The following is a 22,777-nucleotide window of genomic DNA, read 5'->3' as shown; positions in this document are numbered from 1 at the left end:
CCGCGGGCGCTAGGGGGGGGGAGGGAAGGCTCAGTAAAGCCCGCCCGAGGACACCGTGCCGAAATCGGCCTTGCCAGGAATGACGACGGTCTCGCCCGTGGAGGTGGTCACCGATTCCGACCGCGCCCCGGCGGTTTCGCCATAGGCGTAAAGCGGCAGGTTCTGGCCCATCTCGAACCCGCCATCCACCAACGCGCCCATGCCGAAGATCGGATCCTCGCCCTCGCGGAAATATTCCGCCACCACATGGTCGCCGGTGGCATTGTCGGGCAGTCGCGCGCCGGTGAAACGGTCGATCTTCACGAAATAGCCGCCCGGGGGCACCTTGAAGGCGGTGCCGCCATGCTTCTTGATCGCGGCGCGCATGAAGGTCTCGAACACCGGGCCGCAGGTGCCGCCGCCCGAGACGCTGCCAAGGCTTTGCGGCTGGTCGAAGCCGATATAGCAGCCCGCCACGATGTTCGACGTATAGCCGATGAACCACACATCCTTGGAATCGTTGGTGGTGCCGGTCTTGCCCGCCACCGGCACCGGCAGGTTGATGCCGCGCGCGGTGCCGCGCTTGACCACGCCCTCCATCATCGAGGTGAGCTGGTAGGCGGTGATCGCATCCATCACCCGCTCGCCCTTCGAGACCAGGGTGACGCCCGCGCCGCGCGGCAGTTCGGCCAGGGTGCAGTCCAGGCATTCGCGCCTGTCATGGACATAGACATTGCGCCCGTAGCGGTCCTGCACCCGGTCGACCAGCGTGGGCTCCACCCGCTCGCCGCCATTGGCGAACATGGCATAGGCCGCGACCATCTTGAACAGCGTCGTCTCCTGCGAGCCGAGCGCATTGGCCAGATAGGGCCCCAGCCGGTCGTAGACGCCGAACCTTTCGGCGTAGGAGGCGACGACATCCATGCCGATCTCTTCGGCCAGGCGGACGGTCATCAGGTTCCGGCTCTGCTCGATCCCGGTGCGCAGGGGCGTCGGGCCATAGAAGCGGTTCGAGGCGTTCTTGGGCGTCCACAGCCCCTGGGGCGTGTTCACCTCGATCGGCGCGTCGATCACGATCGTCGCCGGGGTGAAGCCGGAATCCAGCGCTGCGGCATAGACGAAGGGCTTGAAGGACGATCCGGGCTGGCGCATCGCCTGGGTGGCGCGGTTCCAGATCGAATGCTGGTAGGAAAAGCCCCCCTGCATCGCGATCACCCGGCCGGTGTTCACATCCATCGCCATGAAGGCGCCCTGCACCAGCGGCACCTGGCGCAACGTCCAGCGCATGAAGCCGCCGTCGCTGTCGCGGGTCATGCGGCGGACATGGACCACGTCGCCGGGTTTGAAATTGTCGTGGAAGCTGCCGCGCATCCATTCGATGTCGTTGCGCGGGACCACCTGCGGCTCGGCCCCGGTCTCGGTCACGCCCTCGATGCCGATCCGCATCTCGCGGTCGCCCACCTCGCGCACCACGGCGACGAACCAGCCGTCGATGTCGCGCGCGACCTCGACCGAGGCCAGCGCGGCGCGCCAGGCCTCTTCGCTTTCCAGCGCCTCGGCGGGGATGGTCTCGCCGGTGCCGCGCCAGCGGCCGAGGCCGCGGTCATAGCGTTCCAGCGCGCTGCGCAGCGCGCGTTCCGCCTCGCGCTGCAATTCGGGGTCGATGGTGGCGCGGATGGTCAGGCCGCCGTTGTAGAATTCGTCGCGCCCGAAATCGGCCGAAAGCTGGCGGGCGATTTCCTCGGTGAAATAGCTGCGGTCGGGCAGCGCGTCGCGGAAGGACGGGTAGTCGCCGCTCTGCACCGTCCTCAGGGGCAGTTCGCGCTCGGCCAGATAGGTGGCCTCGTCGATATAGCCGTTGTCCCACATCTCGCGCAGGACGTAGTTCCGGCGCCAGACCGCATCGTCATACTGGCGCACCGGATGCAGGTTGCCCGGCCGTTGCGGCAGCGCGCCCAGATAGGCGGCCTCGCCCGGGGTCAGCTCGTCCAGGGTCTTGTTGAAATAGGTCTGCGCCGCCGCCGCCACGCCGTAGCTGTTCAGGCCGAGGAAGATCTCGTTGAGGTAGATCTCAAGGATGCGATCCTTCGACAGCGTCTCGACCAGCCGGGTGGCCAGGATGATCTCGCGGATCTTGCGCTCGATCCCGCGGGTGCCGCGCCGCTCGCCCGAGAGCAGCATGTTCTTCATCACCTGCTGCGGGATGGTCGAGGCGCCGCGCAGGTCCTGCCCGCGCGAGACCACCGCGTCGCGCAGGGCCGAGATCATGCCCCCCGCGTCATAGCCGGCATGGGTGTAGAAATGCTTGTCCTCGGCCGAGATGAAGGCCTGTTTCACGAGGTCGGGAATATCCTCGGCCGGGACGAACAGCCGCCGCTCGCCGTTGTTGACGAATTCGTCGAGGATCCGGCCCTCGCCGGTATAGATGCGGCTGATGGTCGAGGGGGCATAGCCCGCCAGCACCTCATGGCTGGGCAGGTCGCGCGAATACATCCAGAAGATCGCGCCGATGGTCAGCGCGCCGAAGAAGATGCCCAGCGTGACCGCCGTGAAAATCGCCCCGAAGAACGCGCCGATGAATCGCAGCACTTCCAAACGTCCCCTTTGTCAGGCCCCTGCTATACCAGAGGGTCTTGCTGCTCGAAACCCCGCCGCGGGCCGGATCGGGCGGGATTGGCGGGATCACGCAGGCGAGATCACGCAGGATTGTGGCCCCCCCCGGGGAGGTCGCCATCAGTCCCCGCGCGCGGCGCGGATCGCCAGATCCTCGGCCGCCCAGTCCAGAAGCCCCGCCCGCAGCGCCTCGGCCATGCGGGCGCGCCAGTCGGGATCGGTCAGCCGCCGCAAATCGCGGGCCGAGGACATGAAGCCCAACTCGATCAGGATCGAGGGAATGTCTGGCGATTTCAGCACCGAGAAGCCGCCGCTCTGGCGTGGCTTGCGGTGCATGCGCAGATCCGCCCCGGTGATCGCGGTCTCCAGCGCCAGCGCCAGCCGCTCGGTCCGGGGGCGGGTTTCGGTCCGGGCCATGTCCATCAGGATCGTTGCCACCACGTCGTCCTGGTCCGAAAGGTCGATCCCGGCCAGAAGGTCGTCGCGCTCATGCCGTTCGGCCAGCGCGCGCGAGGCCTCGTCGCTGGCCTCTTCTGACAGGGTGTAGAGCGTGGCGCCCTGCGCCTCGCCCTCGGCCAGGGCATCGGCGTGAAGCGACAGGAAGACATGCGCGCCCGCCTCGCGCGCGACCGAGATCCGGGTCTCCAGCGGCACGAAGACATCCTCCTCGCGCGTCATGACCACGCGAAAGCGGCCGTCGCGCAACAGATGCTCCTTCAACTCGCGCGCGAAGGACAGCATCAGGTCGGCCTCCTTCAGCCCGTCCTTCTCGGCGCCGGGGTCGATGCCGCCATGGCCGGGGTCGAGGACGACGACGAAGGGCCCCTCGCCGCGCGCGGCGGGCCTGGGCAGATCGGCGGCATCGGGCAGGCGCCATTCCTCGGGCTCGGGCAGCGCGGCGGCGGCGGCGAAAGCGCCGGGATCGGCGGGCGAAAGCCGCAGCCGCACCTCGGCGCCGGCGCCCGAATGCTGGGCGCCGGTGCGCATCTCGGCCAGGTCGGCCAGATAGGGGCCGTCCAGTTCCAGCACCAGCCGCGACCAGCCCGCGCGGAAGGTGCCCGCCCGCAGCGTCACCGCCCGGGGCGCGGGCAGGCTCAGGCGCTCGATCCCGCTCCAGTCCACCTCGCGCATGTCGAGGATCAGCCGCGGCGGCGCATCCAGCACGCGCACCCGCCAGGGCACCGGCTGGCCGATGCCCAGATCGAGCGCCAGCCCCCGCCCCTCGGCCCGGATCGAGGAGGCCTGGGCGTCGAACCGCGCCAGCGCCGAAAGGCCCGTGCCGCCGTCTGCGGGGCCCGCTCCCGAAGATCCGGCATCAGGGAGGCCGACATCAGGGGGGCTGGCATCGGCGGTTCCGGCGTCAGAGGGCCCCGCCCCCTCGGCGCCCGCGACCGTCGGCGCGAAGGCCATCAGCATGCAAAGGAAAATCGCCTTGAGCCGCCCCATTCCCGCCCCGTCCTGTCGCCCGCGTCCCGTCGCCGGGGCCTGCCGTCTTTTCGTTTCGTTGCGGGACGCCCGCCCCCCGGCGCCACCCCCGGGAAATCCCGTCCCGGCGGATCCGGCGGCCTTCGCGCCGACTATCCGGCAAGGCGCGCGCGAAGTCCATTCAACTCGGCGCGGTCCCCCGTCCTAGCCCCCAGCCCGCCGCCCGGCCATGAAGGCCTTGAGCCGCGCGAGCCCCTCGACGATATCCTCGGTGCCGCGCGCATAGGAGAACCGCAGCCAGCGGGCGCCGCGCCTGGGGTCGAAGTCGAGCCCCGGCGTCACCGCCACCCCGGCCCGGTCCAGGATCTCGGCCGCGAAGGCCAGGCTGTCGGCGGTCAGTTCCGACACATCGGCATAGATGTAGAAGGCCCCGTCCGGCGGCGCGATCCGCTCGAACCCCGCCTCCTTCAGCCCGGCCAGCATCAGACGGCGGTTTTCGGCATAGACGGCGCGGTTGGCCTCCAACTCGTCGATGCAATCCAGCGCGGCCAGCGCCGCGACCTGGCTGACATGGGGCGGGCAGATGAACATGTTCTGCGCCAGCCGCTCGACCCGGCGGACCTGGTCCTCGGGGACCACCATCCAGCCGATGCGCCAGCCGGTCATCGAGAAATATTTCGAGAAGCTGTTGATCACCCAGGGGCTGTCCGAGATTTCCAGCGCGCTGACCGCGCGGTCGCCGTAATGCAGGCCGTGGTAGATCTCGTCCGAGACGAAGGGGATGCCCCGCCCCTCGGCCCAGCCGACCAGCGCCGAAAGCGCGCCATGGTCCAGCATCGTGCCCGAAGGGTTCCCGGGCGAGGCGACGATCAGCCCGTCGAGGTCGTGGCCCTCAAGATCGGCGGGGACGGGCTGCAGGCGGTTCTCGACGCTGGCCTGGATGCCGACGGGCGTCAGCGACAGCGCGCGCAGGATCTGGCGGTAGCTGGGATAGCCAGGCTCGCCCAGGCCCACCCGCGCACCCGCGTCGAAAAGCGCCGTGAAGGCCAGCAGGAACGCACCCGAAGAGCCCGGCGTCACCACCACCCGGCCGGGATCGAGGTCCACGCCATACCAGCGCGCGTAAAGCCGCGCGATGCCTGCGCGCAGTTCCGGCAGGCCAAGCGCCACCGTATAGCCAAGCGGCCGGTCCAGCGCCGAGGCCAGCGCGCGCCGCGCGCCCTCGGGCGCGGGGGTGCCGGGCTGGCCCACCTCCATATGCACGATATGGCGGCCCGAGGCCTCGGCCAGCCGCGCGCGCTCCATCACATCCATCACGATGAAGGGATCGACATCGCCTCTTTGCGAACCCTGCCTTGATCTGCCCATCATCCGCCCCTTATGGTCCGTCCTGCTTCCCGCTGCCGCCTGACTGCCTTCCGGCGGGGCGGTTGGTCAACCCCGGATCAGGATAAACCGACCATGCGCCCTTGCCTTTCCCTTGCCGCCGCCCTGCTCATCTCGGGCGCCGCCCTGCTGCCTTTCGCTGGGGCGCGGGCCGGGGGGCTTCTGGACATGACCGGGGAAGAGCGCGCGGCCTTCAACGATGCGGTGCGGGCCTATCTTCTGGAAAACCCCGAGGTGCTGCTTGAGGCGATGTCGGTGCTTCAGGTCCGCGAGGAGGCCCTTGCGGCCGAGCGCGACCTGCTGCTGGTCGAAGAGCATCGCGCGTCGATCTTCGAAAGCGCGGACGACTGGTCGGGCGGCAATCCGCAGGGCGATCTGGTCGTGGTCGAATTCATGGATTACCGCTGCGGCTACTGCCACCAGGCCTATGACGAGGTGCATGAGCTGGTGGCCTCGGACGGAAATATCCGCTTCGTTCTCAAGGAATTGCCGGTTCTTGGCGATGCTTCGGTGATGATCTCGAAATTCGCCATCGCGGTGCGGCAGCTTCATGGCGACGCGGCCTACAAGGCGGCGCATGACGCGCTGTTCTCGTTGCGCGGCGCCGCCGATCTGGCGACGCTGGAGCGGCTGGCGGCGGAACTGGGCCATGAGCCGGGCCCGATCATGGCCAGGATGCAGGATCCGGCGGTGCAGGCGGTGATCGACCGGAACTATGCCCTGGCCGGCGCCCTGGAACTGAGCGGGACGCCCACCTTCGTCATCGGCGAGGCGCTGGTGCGCGGCTATGTGGCGCTGGACGGGCTGCGCCAGATCGTCGCGGCGGAACGGCTGGACGGCTGATCGCGGGGGGCCCTCGGCGGCGCCTTACTGCGCCGCCTGGCTCGCGGCGGCGGCTTCGGCGGCGTCGATCTCTTCAGCGCGCTTCTCGACCAGTTCGACGATATGGTCGATCATCTCGGCATTCGACATCTTGTGGCTTTGCTTGCCGGCCATATAGACCATGCCGTTGCCCTTGCCCGAGCCGCCGCCGGTGAAGCCGATGTCGGTCATCAGCGCCTCGCCCGGGCCGTTCACCACGCAGCCGATGATCGACAGCGACATCGGCGTCTTGATATGTTCCAGCCGCTGCTCCAGCGCCTCGACGGTCTTGATCACGTCGAACCCCTGCCGCGCGCAACTGGGGCAGGAGATGATCTGCACCCCCCGCGTGCGCAGGCCCAGCGATTTCAGGATCTCGTATCCGACCTTGACCTCTTCCACCGGATCGGCCGAGAGGCTGACGCGGATGGTGTCGCCGATGCCGAACCACAACAGCGAGCCCAGCCCGATCGCCGATTTCACCGTGCCCGCGACCAGCCCGCCCGCCTCGGTGATGCCAAGATGGATCGGCGCGTCGGTGGCGGCGGCAAGCTGCTGATAGGCGGCGGCGGCCAGGAACACGTCCGAGGCCTTCACCGAGATCTTGTATTCGTGGAAATCGGCGTCCTGCAAAAGCTTGATATGGTCGAGCCCGGATTCCACCATCGCATCCGGGCAGGGCTCGCCATATTTCTCAAGCAGGTGACGCTCCAGCGAGCCCGCATTCACCCCGATGCGGATCGAGCAGCCGTGGTCCTTCGCCGCCTTCACCACCTCGGCCACGCGCCGCGCATCGCCGATATTGCCGGGGTTGATGCGCAGGCAGGCCGCGCCCGCCTCGGCCGCCTCGATGGCGCGCTTGTAGTGGAAATGAATGTCGGCGACGATGGGCACCGGACTTTCGCGGGTGATCTGGCGCAGCGCCGCGGTCGATTCCACATCCGGGGCCGAGACCCGGACGATATCGGCCCCCGCCGCCGCCGCGCGGCTGATCTGGTCCAGCGTGGCCGCCACATCGGGGGTCAGGGTGTTGGTCATGGTCTGCACCGTGATCGGCGCGTCGCCCCCCACCGGGACCGAGCCCACCATGATCTGACGGCTCTGGCGGCGCTCGATGTTGCGCCAGGGACGAATGGGGTTGAGACTCATGCTCCGGTCACTCCGAGGAACGTCTGGCACGATAGATAGACGCGAAGCCCCCGCGCGGCAACCGGCGGGGGCATCCGATCAGCGGAAGGTGACGCGGCGCATCGCTGGCCCCGGGCCGGATCGGCCCCGACCCAGGATCGGGCCGGACCGTGTCCCGGCCCGCGCCCCATCAAAGGGCCCAGGCCGACAGGCCCCGGCCCGCAAGCCCTAGTTGGTGGAAACCGCCGAAGAAGCATCGGCGGTCATGATCCGCTCAAGATCGCGGTCGCGGGCCTGGTCGGCCTCGGCGAAGCTGTCGGTCAGGGCCTCGGCGGAAAGCGCAATGTCCTTGACCACATTGGCGCCGGGGGCGGCCGGGCCGTAGGTCTCGCCATTGACGACGAAATAGACCCCGCCGGAATTGCCGGTGCGCAGCCGCGCCGGTTCCTCAAGCGCGGGCACCGCGAAACGCTCGCCCGCGTCGAGGATCTTTTCCAGCAGCACCGTGCCGTCGGCCGATACGATCCGCACCCAGGCCGGGCGCACCGCAAGCACCTCGACCCCGGGCTTGACCTCGGCGGTGACCTGAACGTCACCCCCCGCCAGCGCCTCGGCGACGGCGGCGTCGATACCGCCCGCCGCCACGCCGGACACGGTCGAGCCGCCCGCGCGCGGATCGATCGCAGCGATCGGGCCGTTGCGCGAGGTCAGGACCGGCACATCCAGCGCCTCGGGGCGGTAGAGGCGGTCGGCGGCATCGCTGGAAGTCCCCGGCACGGCGGCCGCCGCGGCCCCGGCATCGGCCATATCGGTCCCTCCCTGGGTTCCGACCGGGGCGGCGGGCCAGCCGCTTGGTTGCAGCGGGTCGATCGAGACCACCACCGAAGGCGCCTGATCCACCGGGGCAAGCTGAACGCGCTGCACCTCTTGCAACAGCGACCAGCCGCCGTAGCCGATGGCGCCGATCAGCACGACCAGCACGCCGAGCGAGCCGAGCGCGCCGGGCTCGATCCGGCTGAGCACCGATTCACCCTTGGGGATGAAGGCGGCGCTGGCCAGCGGATCGGCCTGTTCGTTGCGCACCCGCACCTGGGCCGCCCGCGCGGGCGCCGCGCCCGCCGACATGCCATGGGCCGGGGTGAAGCCCGCCTCAAGGCAGAAGCGGCGGAAGGCCTCGTCCGGGTCCATGCCCAGATAGCGCGAATAGGACCGCACATAGCCCGCGATGAAGCCCGGGCTTTCGAAGGCCGAGACATCGGCATTCTCGATGGCGGCGATATAGGTCGCCTTGATCTTCAGCTCGCGCTGAACATCCAGAAGCGATTTTCCAAGCGTGGCGCGTTCGCCCCGCATCAGGTCGCCCAGACGAAGATCGAAATCATCGAAGCCCTTCGGCTTCTCGTCTTCCGCTGCCTGAGGTTTTGACCTCCAGCCGATCATGCGAAACCTGTCCCTTGAGGTGCCTGCTTTTTGTCCCGGTGATGCCGCCGGGGCGACTCACCGGAAGTCGTATTGCGGAGACGCTAGCACAGGGCAAGCGGTTTTGCACATGCAGGATGGCTCAGGCCGAGGCTTCGGCGCGATTCAGCGCACAATGGCCCCAAAGGCTGTCGAGCGCCCGCACCAGCGCGTCCGTCTCGGCCGGGCCATGCACCGGAGAGGGGGTGAAACGCAGCCTTTCGGTGCCGCGCGGCACGGTGGGGAAGTTGATCGGCTGCACATAGATGCCGAACTGCTCAAGCAGCATGTCCGACAGCATCTTGCAATGGATGGGGTCGCCGACATGGACGGGCACAATATGTGACCCGTTGTCGATGATCGGCAGGCCAAGGCCGCGCAGCCGCAGCTTCAGCGCCGCCGCCTGCGCCTGGTGGCGTTCGCGCAGGGCCCGCCCGCCCGCGCCCTTCAGGAAGCGGATCGAGGCCGCCGCCCCCGCCGCCACCACCGGCGGCAGCGAGGTGGTGAAGATGAAGCCCGGCGCATAGGAGCGCACCGCATCCACCATCTTCGCACTTGCAGCGACATAGCCGCCGAAGACGCCGAAGGCCTTGCCCAGGGTGGCGTTGACGATGTCGATGCGGTGCATCTGGCGGTCGCGCTCGGCCACGCCCGCGCCGCGCGGGCCATACATGCCCACGGCATGGACCTCGTCCAGATAGGTCAGCGCGCCGAATTCCTCGGCCAGGTCGCAGACCTGCCTGATCGGGCCGAAATCGCCGTCCATGGAATAGACCGATTCAAAGGCGATCAGCTTGGGCGCCGCCGGATCGTCTGCCTCAAGCAGTTCGCGCAGATGGTCGAGGTCGTTGTGGCGGAAGACCCGCTTCTCGCCGCCGTAGCGGCGCACGCCCTCGATCATCGAGGCGTGGTTGAGCGCGTCGGAATAGATGATCAGCCCGGGAAAGATCAGCCGCAGCGTGGAAAGCGTGGCGTCGTTGGCGATATAGGCCGAGGAAAAGACCAGCGCCGCCTCCTTGCCGTGCAGGTCGGCGATCTCGGCCTCCAGCCGCTTGTGCCAGACCGTGGTGCCCGAGATGTTGCGCGTGCCGCCCGATCCGGCGCCGGTGGCGTCCAGCGCCTCGTGCATGGCGGCCAGCACCTCGGGGTTCTGGCCCATGCCCAGATAGTCGTTGCCGCACCAGACGGTGATCTCGCGCTCGGATCCGTCGGGGCGGGTCCAGACCGCCTTGGGAAACTGGCCGCGACGACGCTCGATGTCGATGAAGGTGCGGTAGCGCCCCTCGTCATGCAACCGTCCGAGGGCCCGGTCGAGAGCGGCAGAGTAATCCATGGGTCGCGTCCTCACGTCTTTGTGCGGGCCAGTTCATCATGCGGGCCGGTGGTGTTTATATCAATTCTAAACCCGCTGACCATCCCCGCCCTTGACCTGCATCAAGACCGGGCCAGGAAACAGAGGGCGAATTGTCGCCCCCCATATATAGCTTTTCCCCTGCCGGTGGTTTTCCGCGCCGGAGCGGTTTCCCGAACGTGAATACATGCCGAAGCGTTTTGCTGTCGGCGGTCTCCGGTGCAGTTGCGCCTTCGCGCCCCCCGGATTCCGTCCGCGGATGTCGGAAGAGCGCGACCCGCCTCAGAAGGCCCGGTCTTCCCGGCCAGTCTTTGGGCAAAGTCTTCCGGGCTCATTCGGTGATGCAATGGCGCCAATGTCGGCTCCGGGATCGGGTGGCCGGGGATCAGTCTCGAAAGACTCGTTTTTTCGGGCCGACATCAGAGATCAATTTCCGAGAACCATACGCCGGGGTCCTTCTCCGAAGGCCAATCTCCGGGGGCCAGCCTTCGCGAGATCGCCGCCGAAGGCGCCGCGCGACACGGGGCGAAACATCCCGGACGCCCCTCCCGACGCCCCTCCCCCGGCCCGCCCGCCGCTCAGGGCCGGGTTTCGACCTCAAGCACGATCTCGCAGGCCGCGCCGCCGCTCCGGGCCGCCTCGCAGGCTTTCAGCGCCTCGGCCGCCGCCGTGTCGGCATCGGGCAGTTCCGACAGCGCCACCGCCGAGGCCACCGGCTTGCCCGCGCGGATCAACCCCTCGGCCGGCGCCACCGCCAGCGCGGCATGGCCCGCGCCGCCCTGCACGAAGACCGCGAGCGCCTGGTCGTTCACCAGCACCAGCCGCAGCAGCGCCAGTTCCTCCGCCGTCAGGAAATCGCGCGGATGCAGCGTGACCGTGGATTTCCCCAGTTCCGCCGTCTCGACCGCATCCGCCTGCCCCGAGGCCGACACCGTTCCAAGGGCAAGCGCCAGCGCGGCGCCGATCATCGCAAACCGTTTCATCAGACCCTCCTCTTCAGGTCACACCCCATATACAGGCGGCAGCATATGCCAATTTCCACCCCCGCGTCCCGGTTCCGCCCATCCGGTCCGGGCCGGACGGCCCCGGTCGGGCGGCCGCGCGCACTGGCCCGCCCGGCCATAGCCGATCCCGGCGGCTCTGGACAGTGCCCGCGCGCCTGTTACGTTCGCGCCCACAACACGAAAAGGAGAAGGCCGATGGCCCCTCAACCCGAAGCGGCGGCGCGGATCGACGCCGTTCTTGCCCGTATCGACGCCGACCTGCCCGAGGCGCTGGAGCGCCTGCTGGCGCTTTTGCGCATTCCCTCGATCTCGACCGATCCCGCCTTCGCCGCCGATTGCACCCGCGCGGCCGGGCATCTGGTCGAGGATCTCGCCGCGCTCGGCTTCAGGGCGGAACTGCGCCCCACCCCGGGCCATCCGATGGTCGTCGCCCATGCGGGGGAGGAAGAGGCGGGCGGCCGCCACATCCTGTTCTACGGCCATTACGACGTGCAGCCGGTCGATCCCCTGAACCTGTGGAACCGCGATCCCTTCGACCCGGCGGTCGAGGAAACCGCCAAGGGCCGGGTGATCCGGGGGCGCGGCGCCTCGGACGACAAGGGCCAGCTCATGACCTTCGTCGAGGCCTGCCGCGCCTGGAAGGCGGTCCATGGCCGCCTGCCCGGCCGGATCACCATCTTCCTTGAGGGCGAGGAGGAATCCGGCTCGCCCTCGCTGATCCCCTTCATGCGCGAGAACGCGGCCGAGCTTTCGGCCGATATCGCGCTGATCTGCGACACCGGGCTTTACGACGACGAGACCCCCGCGATCACCACCATGCTGCGCGGTCTCGCCAAGACCGAATTCACCGTCCATGCCGCGAATCGCGACCTGCATTCGGGGATGTATGGCGGCGTGGCGCGCAATCCGCTGACGGTGCTGGCCAGGATCCTGGGCAATCTGCATGACGAGAACGGGCGCGTCACCGTGCCGGGCTTCTACGACGGCGTGGACGAGCTTCCCGATGCGCTGCGCGCGCAATGGCAGGCGCTGGCCTTCGACCATGCGAAATTCCTGGGCGATGTCGGCCTGTCGATCCCGGCGGGCGAGGTGGACCGCACCCCGCTTGAGATGATCTGGTCGCGCCCCACCGCCGAGGTGAACGGGCTTTGGGGCGGCTACAACGGCGCGGGCTTCAAGACCGTGCTTCCGGCCGAGGCCCATGCGAAAGTCTCGTTCCGGCTGGTCTGGCGGCAGGAGCCGGAGAAGGTGGTCTCGGCCTTCCGCGCCTGGCTCGAGGCGCAGCTTCCCGGCGATGTCACCGTGGAATGGCACGACGAGATCACCGGCAGCCCCGCTTCGGTGATGGAGATCGGCGACCCGGCCTTCGAGGCCGCCCGCGCCGCCCTCACGCAGGAATGGGGCAAGCCCGCCGCCTTCATCGGCTCGGGCGGGTCGATCCCGATCGCGGGCTATTTCAAGACCATCCTCGGCATGGATTCGATGCTGATCGGCTTTGCCCGCGACGACGACGGCATCCATTCCCCGAACGAGAAATACGATCTGGAATGCTTCCATCGCGGCATCCGGTCCTGGGCGCGGGTGCTGGCGGCGATCGCATGAGCGCGATCATCCGCACCGCCCGGGCCGGGGACGAAGCCGCCTGGCGGAGGCTTTGGGCCGAATATCTGGCGTTCTACGGCGTCGATCTGGCGCCCGGCGTCACCGATCTGACCTGGGGGCGGATCCTCGATCCGGCCTCGGCCCTGTCGATGCGCCTGGCCTTCGCGCCGGGGGGTGATGGCGGGGGCGAGGGGCAGGACGAGGGGGCGATGCTGGGCTTTGCCACCCATCACAGCCATTGCTCGACCTGGGTCGCGGGCGAGGATTGCTACCTGGAGGACCTGTTCGTCGCCCCCGGCGCGCGCGGCCAGGGCCTGGGCCGGGCGCTGATCGACGATCTGGCGGCGCTGGCGCGGGCGCGCGGCTGCCATCGGCTTTATTGGCATACCGACGAGAAGAACGCCCGGGCGCGGGCGCTCTACGACAGCTATTGCGAAAGCGACGGGCATATCCGCTATCGCTTCCGGCTGTAGCGGCGGTCCGCGCCTGGCGGCGGAACCGGAGCGGCGCGCGCCCCGCTTCGGCCTTTCCCGACCCGAGGATCGGGCCCGCGCGCGGTGGCGGTGAGTCGGGAACACGGGTCGCAAGCTCGGCCTACCGCTGGCCACGATCAGGCGGCTGAAAAAGCGGCAACGCGGCATGGAAGGCAGAGGAACAGATCCGAAAACGCCAGGAAATCCAATGCTTCCGGCCGGGCTGCACCAGTCGAGGAAGCGTTTCCGCCGCAACGCGGGCCGAAACCTTCCCGGCAGCCTGTGGCGCGCATTGCGTCAGGCGCCCCCCGGCACGGCCCACCAGCGCCATCGCAGCCTTCCACAGGCAACCGCCGATGGCTGCCCCGGATCTGCGAAGATAAATGAAAGTGGCGCGGTTGACGGGGCTCGAACCCGCGACCCCCGGCGTGACAGGCCGGTACTCTAACCAACTGAGCTACAACCGCGCATACGCTGCGGGATCATCTGGAAGCAAGTGGCGCGGTTGACGGGGCTCGAACCCGCGACCCCCGGCGTGACAGGCCGGTACTCTAACCAACTGAGCTACAACCGCCCTTGCTTCCCGGCGAACCGGGCGTGGAGGGGTAGATACTTGGGGTCGCGGGGCACGTCAAGCGCCGCCCGGCGAAATAATTCGGGATCGGGAGATCGGGGCATCCGGCCCGATCCGCCGCCGCCTTGGCGGATGAAACCGGCCCACCGGCGACCTGCCCTGCGGACCGACCCCCAAGACCGGGGCCCCAGACCCGGCCCCGGAACACCCGGCCCAAACCACCCGGGCCAAAGACGCGAGGGCCCGGGATCGGGGCCCCGGGACGTCAGCGCTCCGGCGCGGGAATGAATTCCTGGTCGTCCCCCGGCGGCAGGCTGAAGCGGCCATGCGCCCAGTCCCCGGCGCGCCAGGCCTCTTTCGCGGCATCTATCCGCTCTTTCGACGAGGCGACGAAATTCCACCAGATATGGCGCGGCCCGTCCATCGTGGCGCCGCCCAGAATCATCACCCGCGCGCCTCGGTCGCCCGCCCGGACCGAGACCCGGTCGCCGGGGCGGAAGACCAGCATCCGCCCGGCCTCGAAGCTCTGCCCGCCCGAGGTGACCTCGCCGGTCAGGACATAGACGCCTCGGTCCTCGTGGTTGTCGGGCAAGGGGATCGCCGCGCCGGGGTCGAGCAGCGCATCGGCGTAGAACACCTCGGACGGCATCTCCAGCGGCACGCGCGCGCCCCAGGCCTCGCCCAGGATCAGCCGCAGCTTCTTGCCCTCGCCCTCCAGCTCGGGCAGATCTGGCTTGCCGACATGGACGAAACCGGCTGGATCGTCCTCGCGGTCCTTCGGCACCGCAAGCCAGGTCTGAAGGCCGAACATCGACATCGGCGCGCGCCGCGCCGCGCCGTCGGTGCGCTCGGAATGGCTGATGCCGTAGCCCGCCATCATCCAGTTGACCGCGCCCGGCTCGATCCACTGGTCGGTGCCCAGGCTGTCGCGGTGATGCAGCCGCCCCTTCAGCAGATAGGTGACGGTGCCCAGGCCGATATGGGGATGGGGGCGCACGTCGATGCCCTCGCCGGTCAGGAATTCGGCCGGGCCCATCTGGTCGAAGAAGATGAAGGGGCCGACCATCTGGCGCTGCGCCGAGGGCAGCGCACGGCGCACCTCGAACCCGCCGAGGTCGCGGGCGCGGGGGACGATGACGGTTTCGATCGCGTCGACCTGGTCGCCGATCGGGATCGAGGGGTCGAGAATGGGGTTCCAGCTCATCAGGTGCCTCCTTCCGGTTCGCCTGACAGATGTAGCGCGAATCCGCTTGCGCAAGAATGCCGGGCCGCGCCATGGCATATGTGCGATTTCGCACACATCTCCGCCTTGGGCCCGGATCCTGTGCCCGATCGCCCGAAGTCGCGGGCCTGCCGGGCGGCATGGGACAGCGGTCGCTGCAGGATCCGGCGGGTGCGGGTCACCTTGGGGACGGGGCGCCTCGCTGCCATACGTCGGCAGATGGCGGAGGCCGGGGTGCCGATGGCGGAAATCAGCCAATATCCCGGGCGCTGGAATACGCGGATCGCCGCCTCTTTCCCTGCCCGATTCCCGCCACAGCATCTGTCGAAAGCGGCGGGAGCTGTCGGGCTTCGCAGAGGCGCGAAAGGTTTGGCGCCTCCTGGCGATGGACGCAGGACCCAAATAAATCATCAAAGTTTTTGGTGGGTGGTGAGGGGCTCGAACCCCCGACATCCTCGGTGTAAACGAGACGCTCTACCAACTGAGCTAACCACCCCAGGGGCGCAAGGCCGCCCCGACAGGCCTGCGGGCGGCGAAGCGGATCCTGCGCGGCAAAAGGCCCGGGCCGTGCCGTCGGTTCGCTGTCGCCACGGGCCGGGTGGATACCCTCGCACCGCGCGCGGCGCAAGCCCCGATACACCGGGGCGGTCCCGCAAGGCGCGCGGGCCTCGGAGGCATGATCCGCGGCAGCTTTGCGAGACCCCCGCCATCGGCCTCGCAAGGGGCCTCATGCGTCTAGGGACGCCCGAAGGGGTTGGTGGCGCGGGACATCTACCCTTCGCAGAGGAAGGACCGCGACGCAGCGGCGGCGCGGGCCCTTTCGGCCTCGGCCGCCGCGCCGCCTTCGGCAAGGGTTTGCGCGGCGGGTGGCACAGGGGCGCAGGCGCGGGCTTGCGGGGCTTGACGGCACGGCTCTCGGTGGGATGATCGCAACCATGGCAGGCGCGCAGATTCCAGAGAGATCGTTCCGGCAAGGCGGCTCGTTCCGGCAAGATGGACCGTTCCAATCGGGCGGATCACTCCGGCTCCCGGCGCTTTTGCGTCGGCGAGGCCCGGGCCCGGCGGCCCGGTTGCGGGGGCCCTCCCCCTCCCGCCTCGCTTGCGTCCTGGCGCTTTCCGCCTTGCCGTTCTGGCCCGGCACCGCCGTCGCCCAATCCCTGCCGACAGACGCCGCAGAAACCCCGACCGCCGAGACCGACTGCGTGATCCTGGTCCATGGCCTGGCCCGCAGCGAAACCTCGCTTCTGATCATGGAGGCGGCGCTTGAGGCCCAGGGCTATCTGGTGGTGAACCACGGCTACCCCTCGACCCAGGCCGGGATCGCCGAACTGACCGGAAGCCTGACCGGGGCGCTGGCGCGATGCGGCGCGGCGCGGGTCCATTTCGTGACCCATTCGATGGGCGGGATCCTGGTGCGCAGCCTGCTGGCGCAGGGCCATCCGGCGAATCTGGGGCGGGTGGTGATGCTCGCGCCGCCCAACCGGGGCTCGGAACTGGTGGACCGGATGGGCGAGATCGGCGCCTTCGAATGGATCAACGGGCCTGCGGGGCTGGAACTGGGCACCGGGCCCGAGGACCTGCCCGCCCGCCTGCCGCCGGTGGATTTCGAGCTTGGGGTGATCGCGGGCAGCCGCTCGATGAACCCGGTCTATTCGGGGATGATCCCGGGGGTGGACGACGGCAAGGTCTCGGTCGAGAGCACCCGGGTCGAGGGGATGGCGGCGCATCTGACCCTGCCCGTCACCCATACCTTCATGATGCTCAGCCCCGAGGTGATCGCCCAGACCACCATCTTCCTGCGCCATGGCCGGTTCGCGCCAGCCCTCGACCTGGGCAGCGCGATCGAGATCACGCTGGGCGCCCAGCCCGGGGCGCTGTTCCGCTAGGCAGCGGCGCACAGACTGGGCCGCTTGGGCAAGGCCGCGTGGACAAAGCCGCTTGGGCAAGGGCGGGGGCGTTCCCCCCGCCGCGCGCCATGCGCAAGCGCAGGGGCGAAGGATGGAACCCCTCTCGACCGGCAATGATAGCGCAATGCAGCGGCGGAAGGTGTTCGGAAAATCACCGCGCCCAAGGTGCCGCGCAGTGCCGGAGGGGCGCGCGGCTGGAAGTCTCAAGCAACATTTCCCGAGGCCGCACGACAGCGAATGCGCACAAAGGGCATGCGACGGGCAGGAGGCGCCCACAGTGCCGAACGGGGATGCGGCGGGTAGATCTCAGGCAGCATCTCGCGGGGCCGCATGGCAGCGAATGCGCACAAAGGGCATGCGACGGGCAGGAGGCGGCCCTGCCCCTGATGTGCCGCAAGGGCACGTAGGCAAGGTCTCCAGGGGCGTCGCGCAGGGCCGCATTGTGGTGGATTGGCGAAAGGCGTAGGACGAGACTGACGAGAGGGCAAGATCGGGCCCATCGGGAAGGGGCTGGCCCGGGCGCGGGTCGTTCGGCCCCGGATCTTCGCGACGCGCGGGGGGCGGGCGAAGGGCAAACTTCCGCTCCCCTGCCCTCGCGCATCGTCTGGCGAGTCTCGGAGGCGAGGTCTGACCGGGGCCTTCCGCCTGCGCCCCTTCCCGACCAAGGCCGCTCCCGGCAGGTCGCGCGCGCCCCCCTGGCCCGGGCGCCAAGGCCTTGCAACCGGGGAAGATCCAGAGCGATCCGGCCGAAGGATCCGGCCTCCGGGGCTTCCCGGGGGGCGCTTGCGGATTACAATTGCAAATGGTTATCATTATCATATCTTGCCCGACATGGAAAACAGAACCGCGCAATTCGTCCCGCCCCGCCCCCTGCCCTGCAACCTCCGGCCAACCGGCATCCGCCCCGGGGCCGACCGCCCCCCCGCCGCGCCTCTCGCCGCCGCCATGCTGGCCGCGGCGCTGGTCGCCCTTCCCGCGACCGGGGCGAGGGCCGAGACCGCGCCGACCGCCGTCCTTGGCACCGTGGGCATGATCTCGGACATCGCCGCCCGCATCGGCGGAGATTGCGTCGCCGTCTCGACCTTTGTCGGGCGGGGCGCCGATCCGCATCTTTTCACCCCCGCCCCCTCGGACCTGCGCAAGCTCCGGGACGCCGGGATCCTGCTCTATGGCGGGCTCAACCTCGAAGGCCAGTTGGGCGAGGTGCTGGAGCGGCTGTCGCAAGGTCGGCCGGTCCTGGCGGTGTCGGAACTGGGCGTGGTGCCCGAAGACCTTCTGCGCGACGGGGCCGAGCCGGACCCCGCCCAGCCGGACCCCCATGTCTGGATGGATCCGGACCTCTGGGCCGGGATCGTGCCGGTGATCGCGGGCGCGATTTCCGAGGCGCGGCCCGACTGCGCGCAAACCGTCATGGCCGGGGCCATCGCCACCGAGGCCTTGCTGGCCGAGCTCGACGCCTGGGCCGCCGCCTCGATCGCCACCATCCCCGAGGCGCAGCGCAACCTGGTGACCACCCATGACGCCTTCGGCTATTTCGGCCGCGCCTATGGGATCGAGGTGACCGCGATCCAGGGCGTCGCCACCCCCCCGGAAGCCGCCATCGCCGATATCGAGGCCGTGGCCGCGCTGGTGGCCGAGGTCGGCGTGCCCGCCGTCTTCGTCGAATCGACGATCAACCCGCGCACGATCCAGGCGCTGATCGAGGCGGTGGCGGCGCGCGGGGGCGCGGTCGGGATCGGCGGCGAATTGTTCGCCGATGCGATGGGGGCAGCGGGCACGCCCGAGGATACCTATCCGGGCATGGTGGTGCATAACGTCTCGACCATCACCCGCGCGCTTGGCGGCGCGCCGGTGGAACTGCCCAAGCTTGTCTCGCAGGCGGTGGCGCCGTAACCTCGGTCGCCGGGCGGGCCCGTTCCTCCCGGCCCGTTCCCCCTGGCCCGTTCGCCGCAACCGTTCCCTGCGCGCCCGCCGGTCCGGGACGAACCCCGCGCTTCGGCCCGCAGCGCGCCCCAAGGGCCCGCCCTTGCCAACCCACGTCCCCCGCGCGGCATTCCAGACCCAGTGGCCCGACCCGAGCCGGACCCCTTACCCGAACCCGAACAGGCCCCCAGATGCACGAAAGACCCGACGACGACCAGCCCGCCCCCTCCCTGCCTTCCCCGTCCCCGCCTTCCGCGTCGGCGCCTTCCGCGTCCCTACCTTCCTCGGGCCTCCACGAACCGCATCTGGCGCTTCATGCCGAGGAGCTGACCCTGGGCTACGGCGACGATCCGGTGCTGCTGGATGCCGACATCGACATCCCCCCCCCCGGGGTGATGGTGGCCATCGTCGGGCCGAACGGGGCGGGAAAGCCCAGCGTTCCGAAAGCCTGCCCGGGGCTGGTCAAACCGGCGGCGGGCCATGTCTATTTCTTCGGCCAGCCGCTGGCGCGGAGGCGCGGGCGGGGTGGGCTATGTGCCGCAGCGCAGCTCGGTCGACTGGGATTTCCCGACCACCGTCCTCGATGTGGTGACCATGGGGCTTTACGGCCGCCTCGGCCTTCCGCGCCGCCCCGGCAGGGCCGAGCGCACCCACGACATGGCCGCGCTGGAGGATATCGGCATCGCCGACTACGCCGCCCGCCAGATCGGCCAGCTTTCGGGCGGCCAGCAGCAACGGGTCTTCATCGCCCGCGCCCTGGTGCGGGACGCCGACCTCTGCTTCCTCGGCGAGCCGATGGCCGGGGTCGATGCCACGACCGAGGCGATGATCGTGGCATTGCTGCAAAGGCTGCGCGACCGGGGCAAGACCGTGGTGGTGGTCCATCACGACCTTTCCACGGTGAAACGCTGGTTCGACTGGCTGGCGATGCTCAACCGCCGGGTGATCGCGCAGGGGCCGGTGGCGACGACCTATACCGCCGCCAATCTGCGCGCGACCTGTGGCGGCCAACTGGCGGTGCTCGACCCGCAGACCAGGGGCTTGACGAAGCGCCCTCGCAAGGCGGGCAAGGCTGATGCCCGGCGCGCTTCTTTCCGCACTGATCACGCCGGGCCCGGTGCAGACCGTGCGGTCGGCACCGCGCTTCTGGGCGCGCAGGTCGGCGCGCTCGGCTGCTTTTCGGTGCTGCGGCGCCAGAGCCTGATGGGCGACGTGCCGCGCTGCCCGGGATCTGCGCGGGCTATCTGCTGGCCGGAGGACGCAGCCTGCCCTTCCTCGTGGGGGGCGGCGCTGGTCGCGGGGCTTCTGGCGGCGGGATCGGTGCAGGTCATCCTGCGGCTGACCCGGATCAAGCCCGATGCCGCCATGGGGGTGGTGCTGTCGAGCTTCTTCGCGCTTGGCACTGTGCTGCTGTCCCTGATCCAGCACCGGGGCGGCGCGGCGGGCGAAACCGGCTGGCCTTCGCCACCCGCAACATGGTCAGCCATCTTCTGGCCCATCAGGACGGCCCGGAACGCAGCGTGGAAAACACCGTCGCCGCGCTGGAGGACCACCTGCACTGGCCGCGCGCGCAGGTGGAGGGGGTGATCCTCTCCGGCCTGGATCGCGGGCTGATCCGGCGCGACGGCGGGCGGCCTCGACTGACCCCGCTGGGCCAAGGCGACCGCAGATGAGACGCTGGCCAAGGTCGCCCCCGCCGCCAGATGAGCCCGCGCCCCGTCGCCGGGCGGGCGGCGGGCGCTACTGGTGGCGCAAAGCCTCGATCGGATCCAGCCCCGCCGCCCGCCGCGCCGGGAAAAAGCCGAAGACCAGCCCCACCACCGCCGAGAACAGGAATGCCAGCCCGATCACCGGGGCCGAGGGCGCGAAGGGGATCGCCATGAACGCCCCCGCCCCCCAGGCCATCGCCAGCCCCGCCGCGATGCCGATGGTGCCGCCGAACAGCGTCAGCACCACCGCCTCGACCAGGAACTGCGTCAGCACCTGGCGCGAGGTCGCCCCGATGGCCAGCCGGATGCCGATCTCGCGCGTGCGCTCTGTCACCGAGACCAGCATGATGTTCATGATGCCGATCCCGCCGACCAGCAGCGACACGGCCGCGACCGAGGACAGCATCCCCGCCAGCACCGAATTCACCGCAGACAGCATCGAGGCCACCTCCTGCATGTCCGAGACGTTGAAGTCGTCGGCCTGGCCCAGCCCGATGCGGCGCCGCTCGCGCATGGTGTCCTGGATGATGCGGATGCCGTCCTGCGTGGTATAGCCCGGTGCCACCGCGACCTGGATCGCGCCGACGTCGGTGTTGCCGTTCAGCCGCCGCTGCACCAGCCGGATCGGCATGACGACGATATCGTCCTGGTCCTGGCCGAAGGCGCCCGCCCCCTTGGGCTGGAACAGGCCGATCACCTCGCAAGAGATCGCGCCCACGCGGATCGGCTGGCCCAGCGGGCTGGCGGCGCCGAACAGCTTTTCACGCACCGACTGGCCGATCAGGCAGAAGGGCGTGCCCGACCGGGCCTCGGCCGCGGTGAAATTGCGGCCCTCGGCAAAGCTCCAATTGGCGATTTCGGCGAAAGCCTCGTTCGAGCCGGTGATCGAGGTGTCGACATTGGCATTGCCGAAGACCACCGTTGCCGAGGCATTGGCCGTGGGCGCGACCAGCCGCGCCACAGGAAGCTCGGCCAGCGCATCGGCGTCGCGCAGCGTGAAGCGGCGGGTGCCGCCCGATCCGCCGGGGCCGAAGCCGCGCTGGCCCGGGCGCAGCACCAGCACATCCGATCCCAGCGACGAGACCGAGGCCGAGACCTGCTGCGACGACCCCTGCCCCACCGTGACCAGCGCGATCACCGCCGCCACGCCGATCACGATCCCCAGCATGGTCAGGAAGGATCGCAGCTTGTTGCGCAGGATCGACCGGAAGGCCAGCCGCACCGCCTCGACGATCATGGCCGCGCCCCCTTTTCGCCCGGGGTTCCGGATTCGGGGGCGCCCGCCGTGTCGCCCGTTTCGCAGCCGACCGCCCCCGCGGGCCGCTCGACCGGGGCGTCGCGGGTGATCCGGCCATCGGTGAAGATCACCAGCCGCCGGGCATAGGCGGCGATCTCGGGCTCGTGGGTGACCATGACGATGGTGATCCCCTCCTTGCGGTTCAGTTCCTGCAAAAGCAACAGGATCTCATGGCTGCGCTGGCTGTCGAGATTGCCCGTCGGCTCGTCGGCCAGCATCACCATCGGGCTGCCCGCCAGCGCGCGCGCGATCGCCACCCGCTGCTGCTGGCCGCCCGAAAGCTGCGAGGGATCATGGCTCTCGCGCCCCGCAAGCCCCACCTTCTCCAGCGCGGCGCGGGCGCGGGCCGCGCGCTCGGCACGCGGAAGGCCCTTGTAGATCAGCGGCAGCTCGACATTCTCCAGCGCGCTGCTGCGCGCGAGCAGGTTGAAGCCCTGGAAGATGAAGCCCAGGTAATGGCGCCGCAGCAGCGCGCGGGCGTCCTGCGAAAGATCCTGCACCGCCACGCCGTCGAAACGGTATTCCCCCAGGGACGGCCGGTCGAGACAGCCGATGATGTTCATCGCCGTCGATTTCCCCGATCCCGAAGGCCCCATGATGGCGACGAATTCGCCCCGCCGGATGGTCAGGTCGACATCGTCGAGCGCGCGCACCTCGGTCTCGCCCGCGCCGTAAAGCCGCGAGACATGGCGAAACTCGATCAGGGGCGCCGCTTCGGGCAGGGGCGCCGCTTCGGGCAGGGGCGCGGCATCCGGCAACGGCCCGGCAACGGTCGAGGCCGCCGCGACCCGGGCCGGAGCCCCGGCGGCGGGCCCTGCCGCCCCCGCCCCGGAAACCGTCCCGGAAACGCTCGCCGAAGCCATCG

Annotated in this window: 16 protein-coding genes, 3 tRNA genes and 1 pseudogene; 7 read left to right on the top strand and 13 right to left on the bottom strand. The window is 69.5% G+C overall.

Annotated elements, in window-relative coordinates; genetic code table 11:
* Positions 1–30 precede the first annotated feature (30 nt).
* The 3 genes from ABNX41_RS07915 to ABNX41_RS07905 form a co-directional block, all read right to left on the bottom strand.
* Positions 31–2,568: a penicillin-binding protein 1A gene (locus ABNX41_RS07915; RefSeq protein WP_438669182.1), complete on the bottom strand. Its 2,538-nt coding sequence runs from the start codon at positions 2,566–2,568 to the stop codon at positions 31–33.
* 144 nt (positions 2,569–2,712) lie between these two features.
* On the bottom strand, positions 2,713–4,038 hold the full coding sequence (locus ABNX41_RS07910) for an N-acetylmuramoyl-L-alanine amidase (RefSeq protein WP_438669181.1): 1,326 nt from the start codon (positions 4,036–4,038) through the stop codon (positions 2,713–2,715).
* Between the two features lie 183 nt (positions 4,039–4,221).
* Positions 4,222–5,385 carry a pyridoxal phosphate-dependent aminotransferase gene (locus ABNX41_RS07905; RefSeq protein ID WP_438669230.1) on the bottom strand — a complete coding sequence of 388 codons (1,164 nt, stop codon included), beginning with the start codon at positions 5,383–5,385 and terminating at the stop codon, positions 4,222–4,224.
* A gap of 93 nt (positions 5,386–5,478) precedes the next feature.
* On the opposite strand from ABNX41_RS07905, the gene ABNX41_RS07900 reads away from it, so the two are divergent.
* A complete protein-coding gene (locus ABNX41_RS07900; RefSeq protein ID WP_438669180.1) occupies positions 5,479–6,246 on the top strand; it encodes a DsbA family protein in 768 nt (255 codons plus the stop codon).
* A gap of 24 nt (positions 6,247–6,270) precedes the next feature.
* On the opposite strand, the gene ispG is transcribed toward ABNX41_RS07900, so the two are convergent.
* From ispG to ABNX41_RS07880, 4 genes are all read right to left on the bottom strand, one after another.
* Positions 6,271–7,413 carry a flavodoxin-dependent (E)-4-hydroxy-3-methylbut-2-enyl-diphosphate synthase gene (gene ispG / locus ABNX41_RS07895; protein ID WP_438669179.1) on the bottom strand — a complete coding sequence of 381 codons (1,143 nt, stop codon included), beginning with the start codon at positions 7,411–7,413 and terminating at the stop codon, positions 6,271–6,273.
* Positions 7,414–7,620: 207 nt separating this feature from the next.
* A complete protein-coding gene (locus tag ABNX41_RS07890) occupies positions 7,621–8,832 on the bottom strand; it encodes a helix-turn-helix domain-containing protein (protein ID WP_438669178.1) in 1,212 nt (403 codons plus the stop codon).
* A 121-nt stretch (positions 8,833–8,953) separates the two neighbouring features.
* Positions 8,954–10,183, bottom strand: coding sequence for a 5-aminolevulinate synthase (gene hemA / locus ABNX41_RS07885; protein WP_438669177.1), 1,230 nt, complete (start codon positions 10,181–10,183; stop codon positions 8,954–8,956).
* A 596-nt stretch (positions 10,184–10,779) separates the two neighbouring features.
* Complete coding sequence (locus ABNX41_RS07880) at positions 10,780–11,184, bottom strand: hypothetical protein (RefSeq protein ID WP_438669176.1); 405 nt, start codon at positions 11,182–11,184, stop codon at positions 10,780–10,782.
* Between the two features lie 216 nt (positions 11,185–11,400).
* Here ABNX41_RS07880 and ABNX41_RS07875 point away from each other — a divergent pair, with 216 nt between their 5' ends.
* Both ABNX41_RS07875 and ABNX41_RS07870 read left to right on the top strand, forming a co-directional pair.
* Positions 11,401–12,807 carry a M20/M25/M40 family metallo-hydrolase gene (locus ABNX41_RS07875; RefSeq protein ID WP_438669175.1) on the top strand — a complete coding sequence of 469 codons (1,407 nt, stop codon included), beginning with the start codon at positions 11,401–11,403 and terminating at the stop codon, positions 12,805–12,807.
* Positions 12,804–13,280: a GNAT family N-acetyltransferase gene (locus ABNX41_RS07870; protein WP_438669174.1), complete on the top strand. Its 477-nt coding sequence runs from the start codon at positions 12,804–12,806 to the stop codon at positions 13,278–13,280. The genes ABNX41_RS07875 and ABNX41_RS07870 overlap by 4 nt, the downstream gene beginning before the upstream one ends.
* A gap of 390 nt (positions 13,281–13,670) precedes the next feature.
* Here the strand turns inward: ABNX41_RS07870 and ABNX41_RS07865 are convergent.
* The 4 genes from ABNX41_RS07865 to ABNX41_RS07850 form a co-directional block, all read right to left on the bottom strand.
* Positions 13,671–13,747, bottom strand: a tRNA-Asp gene (locus ABNX41_RS07865).
* A 30-nt stretch (positions 13,748–13,777) separates the two neighbouring features.
* A tRNA-Asp gene (locus tag ABNX41_RS07860) sits at positions 13,778–13,854 on the bottom strand.
* Positions 13,855–14,119: 265 nt separating this feature from the next.
* The gene (locus ABNX41_RS07855) at positions 14,120–15,058 is read right to left on the bottom strand and encodes a pirin family protein (RefSeq protein ID WP_438669173.1); all 939 of its coding nucleotides are present in this window, start codon (positions 15,056–15,058) and stop codon (positions 14,120–14,122) included.
* A gap of 438 nt (positions 15,059–15,496) precedes the next feature.
* Positions 15,497–15,572, bottom strand: a tRNA-Val gene (locus ABNX41_RS07850).
* A gap of 625 nt (positions 15,573–16,197) precedes the next feature.
* Between ABNX41_RS07850 and ABNX41_RS07845 the strand changes: the two genes are divergently transcribed.
* From ABNX41_RS07845 to ABNX41_RS07830, 4 genes and pseudogenes are all read left to right on the top strand, one after another.
* Positions 16,198–16,962 (top strand): esterase/lipase family protein, encoded by a 765-nt coding sequence (locus ABNX41_RS07845; RefSeq protein WP_438669172.1) that lies wholly within the window; start codon positions 16,198–16,200, stop codon positions 16,960–16,962.
* A gap of 852 nt (positions 16,963–17,814) precedes the next feature.
* Entirely contained in the window at positions 17,815–18,876 is a 1,062-nt protein-coding gene (locus ABNX41_RS07840) for a metal ABC transporter solute-binding protein, Zn/Mn family (RefSeq protein ID WP_438669171.1), read from the top strand.
* A gap of 221 nt (positions 18,877–19,097) precedes the next feature.
* Positions 19,098–19,358, top strand: a pseudogene (locus ABNX41_RS07835) (hypothetical protein); the annotation flags it as partial.
* 28 nt (positions 19,359–19,386) lie between these two features.
* Complete coding sequence (locus ABNX41_RS07830) at positions 19,387–20,493, top strand: metal ABC transporter ATP-binding protein (protein ID WP_438669170.1); 1,107 nt, start codon at positions 19,387–19,389, stop codon at positions 20,491–20,493.
* A 153-nt stretch (positions 20,494–20,646) separates the two neighbouring features.
* Here the strand turns inward: ABNX41_RS07830 and ABNX41_RS07825 are convergent, their stop codons facing one another.
* A complete protein-coding gene (locus tag ABNX41_RS07825) occupies positions 20,647–21,852 on the bottom strand; it encodes an ABC transporter permease (RefSeq protein WP_438669169.1) in 1,206 nt (401 codons plus the stop codon).
* The gene (locus ABNX41_RS07820) at positions 21,849–22,775 is read right to left on the bottom strand and encodes an ABC transporter ATP-binding protein (protein WP_438669168.1); all 927 of its coding nucleotides are present in this window, start codon (positions 22,773–22,775) and stop codon (positions 21,849–21,851) included. The genes ABNX41_RS07825 and ABNX41_RS07820 overlap by 4 nt, the downstream gene beginning before the upstream one ends.
* Between the last annotated feature and the right edge of the window lie 2 nt (positions 22,776–22,777).

Origin of the sequence: Pseudogemmobacter sonorensis (genome assembly GCF_042762395.1) — a bacterium.
Classification (GTDB): domain Bacteria; phylum Pseudomonadota; class Alphaproteobacteria; order Rhodobacterales; family Rhodobacteraceae; genus Pseudogemmobacter; species Pseudogemmobacter sonorensis.
Note: the sequence above shows the minus strand (reverse complement) of the source record. Positions and strands in the feature narration are given on the sequence as shown.

Coding starts and splice junctions, on each gene's coding strand:
- ABNX41_RS07910 (WP_438669181.1), bottom strand. CDS start 4,038: ATGGGGCGGCTCAAGGCGATTTTCCTTTGCATGCTGATGGCCTTCGCG.
- ABNX41_RS07905 (WP_438669230.1), bottom strand. CDS start 5,385: ATGGGCAGATCAAGGCAGGGTTCGCAAAGAGGCGATGTCGATCCCTTC.
- ABNX41_RS07900 (WP_438669180.1), top strand. CDS start 5,479: ATGCGCCCTTGCCTTTCCCTTGCCGCCGCCCTGCTCATCTCGGGCGCC.
- ispG (WP_438669179.1), bottom strand. CDS start 7,413: ATGAGTCTCAACCCCATTCGTCCCTGGCGCAACATCGAGCGCCGCCAG.
- ABNX41_RS07890 (WP_438669178.1), bottom strand. CDS start 8,832: ATGATCGGCTGGAGGTCAAAACCTCAGGCAGCGGAAGACGAGAAGCCG.
- hemA (WP_438669177.1), bottom strand. CDS start 10,183: ATGGATTACTCTGCCGCTCTCGACCGGGCCCTCGGACGGTTGCATGAC.
- ABNX41_RS07880 (WP_438669176.1), bottom strand. CDS start 11,184: ATGAAACGGTTTGCGATGATCGGCGCCGCGCTGGCGCTTGCCCTTGGA.
- ABNX41_RS07875 (WP_438669175.1), top strand. CDS start 11,401: ATGGCCCCTCAACCCGAAGCGGCGGCGCGGATCGACGCCGTTCTTGCC.
- ABNX41_RS07870 (WP_438669174.1), top strand. CDS start 12,804: ATGAGCGCGATCATCCGCACCGCCCGGGCCGGGGACGAAGCCGCCTGG.
- ABNX41_RS07855 (WP_438669173.1), bottom strand. CDS start 15,058: ATGAGCTGGAACCCCATTCTCGACCCCTCGATCCCGATCGGCGACCAG.
- ABNX41_RS07840 (WP_438669171.1), top strand. CDS start 17,815: ATGGAAAACAGAACCGCGCAATTCGTCCCGCCCCGCCCCCTGCCCTGC.
- ABNX41_RS07830 (WP_438669170.1), top strand. CDS start 19,387: ATGTCTATTTCTTCGGCCAGCCGCTGGCGCGGAGGCGCGGGCGGGGTG.
- ABNX41_RS07825 (WP_438669169.1), bottom strand. CDS start 21,852: ATGATCGTCGAGGCGGTGCGGCTGGCCTTCCGGTCGATCCTGCGCAAC.
- ABNX41_RS07820 (WP_438669168.1), bottom strand. CDS start 22,775: ATGGCTTCGGCGAGCGTTTCCGGGACGGTTTCCGGGGCGGGGGCGGCA.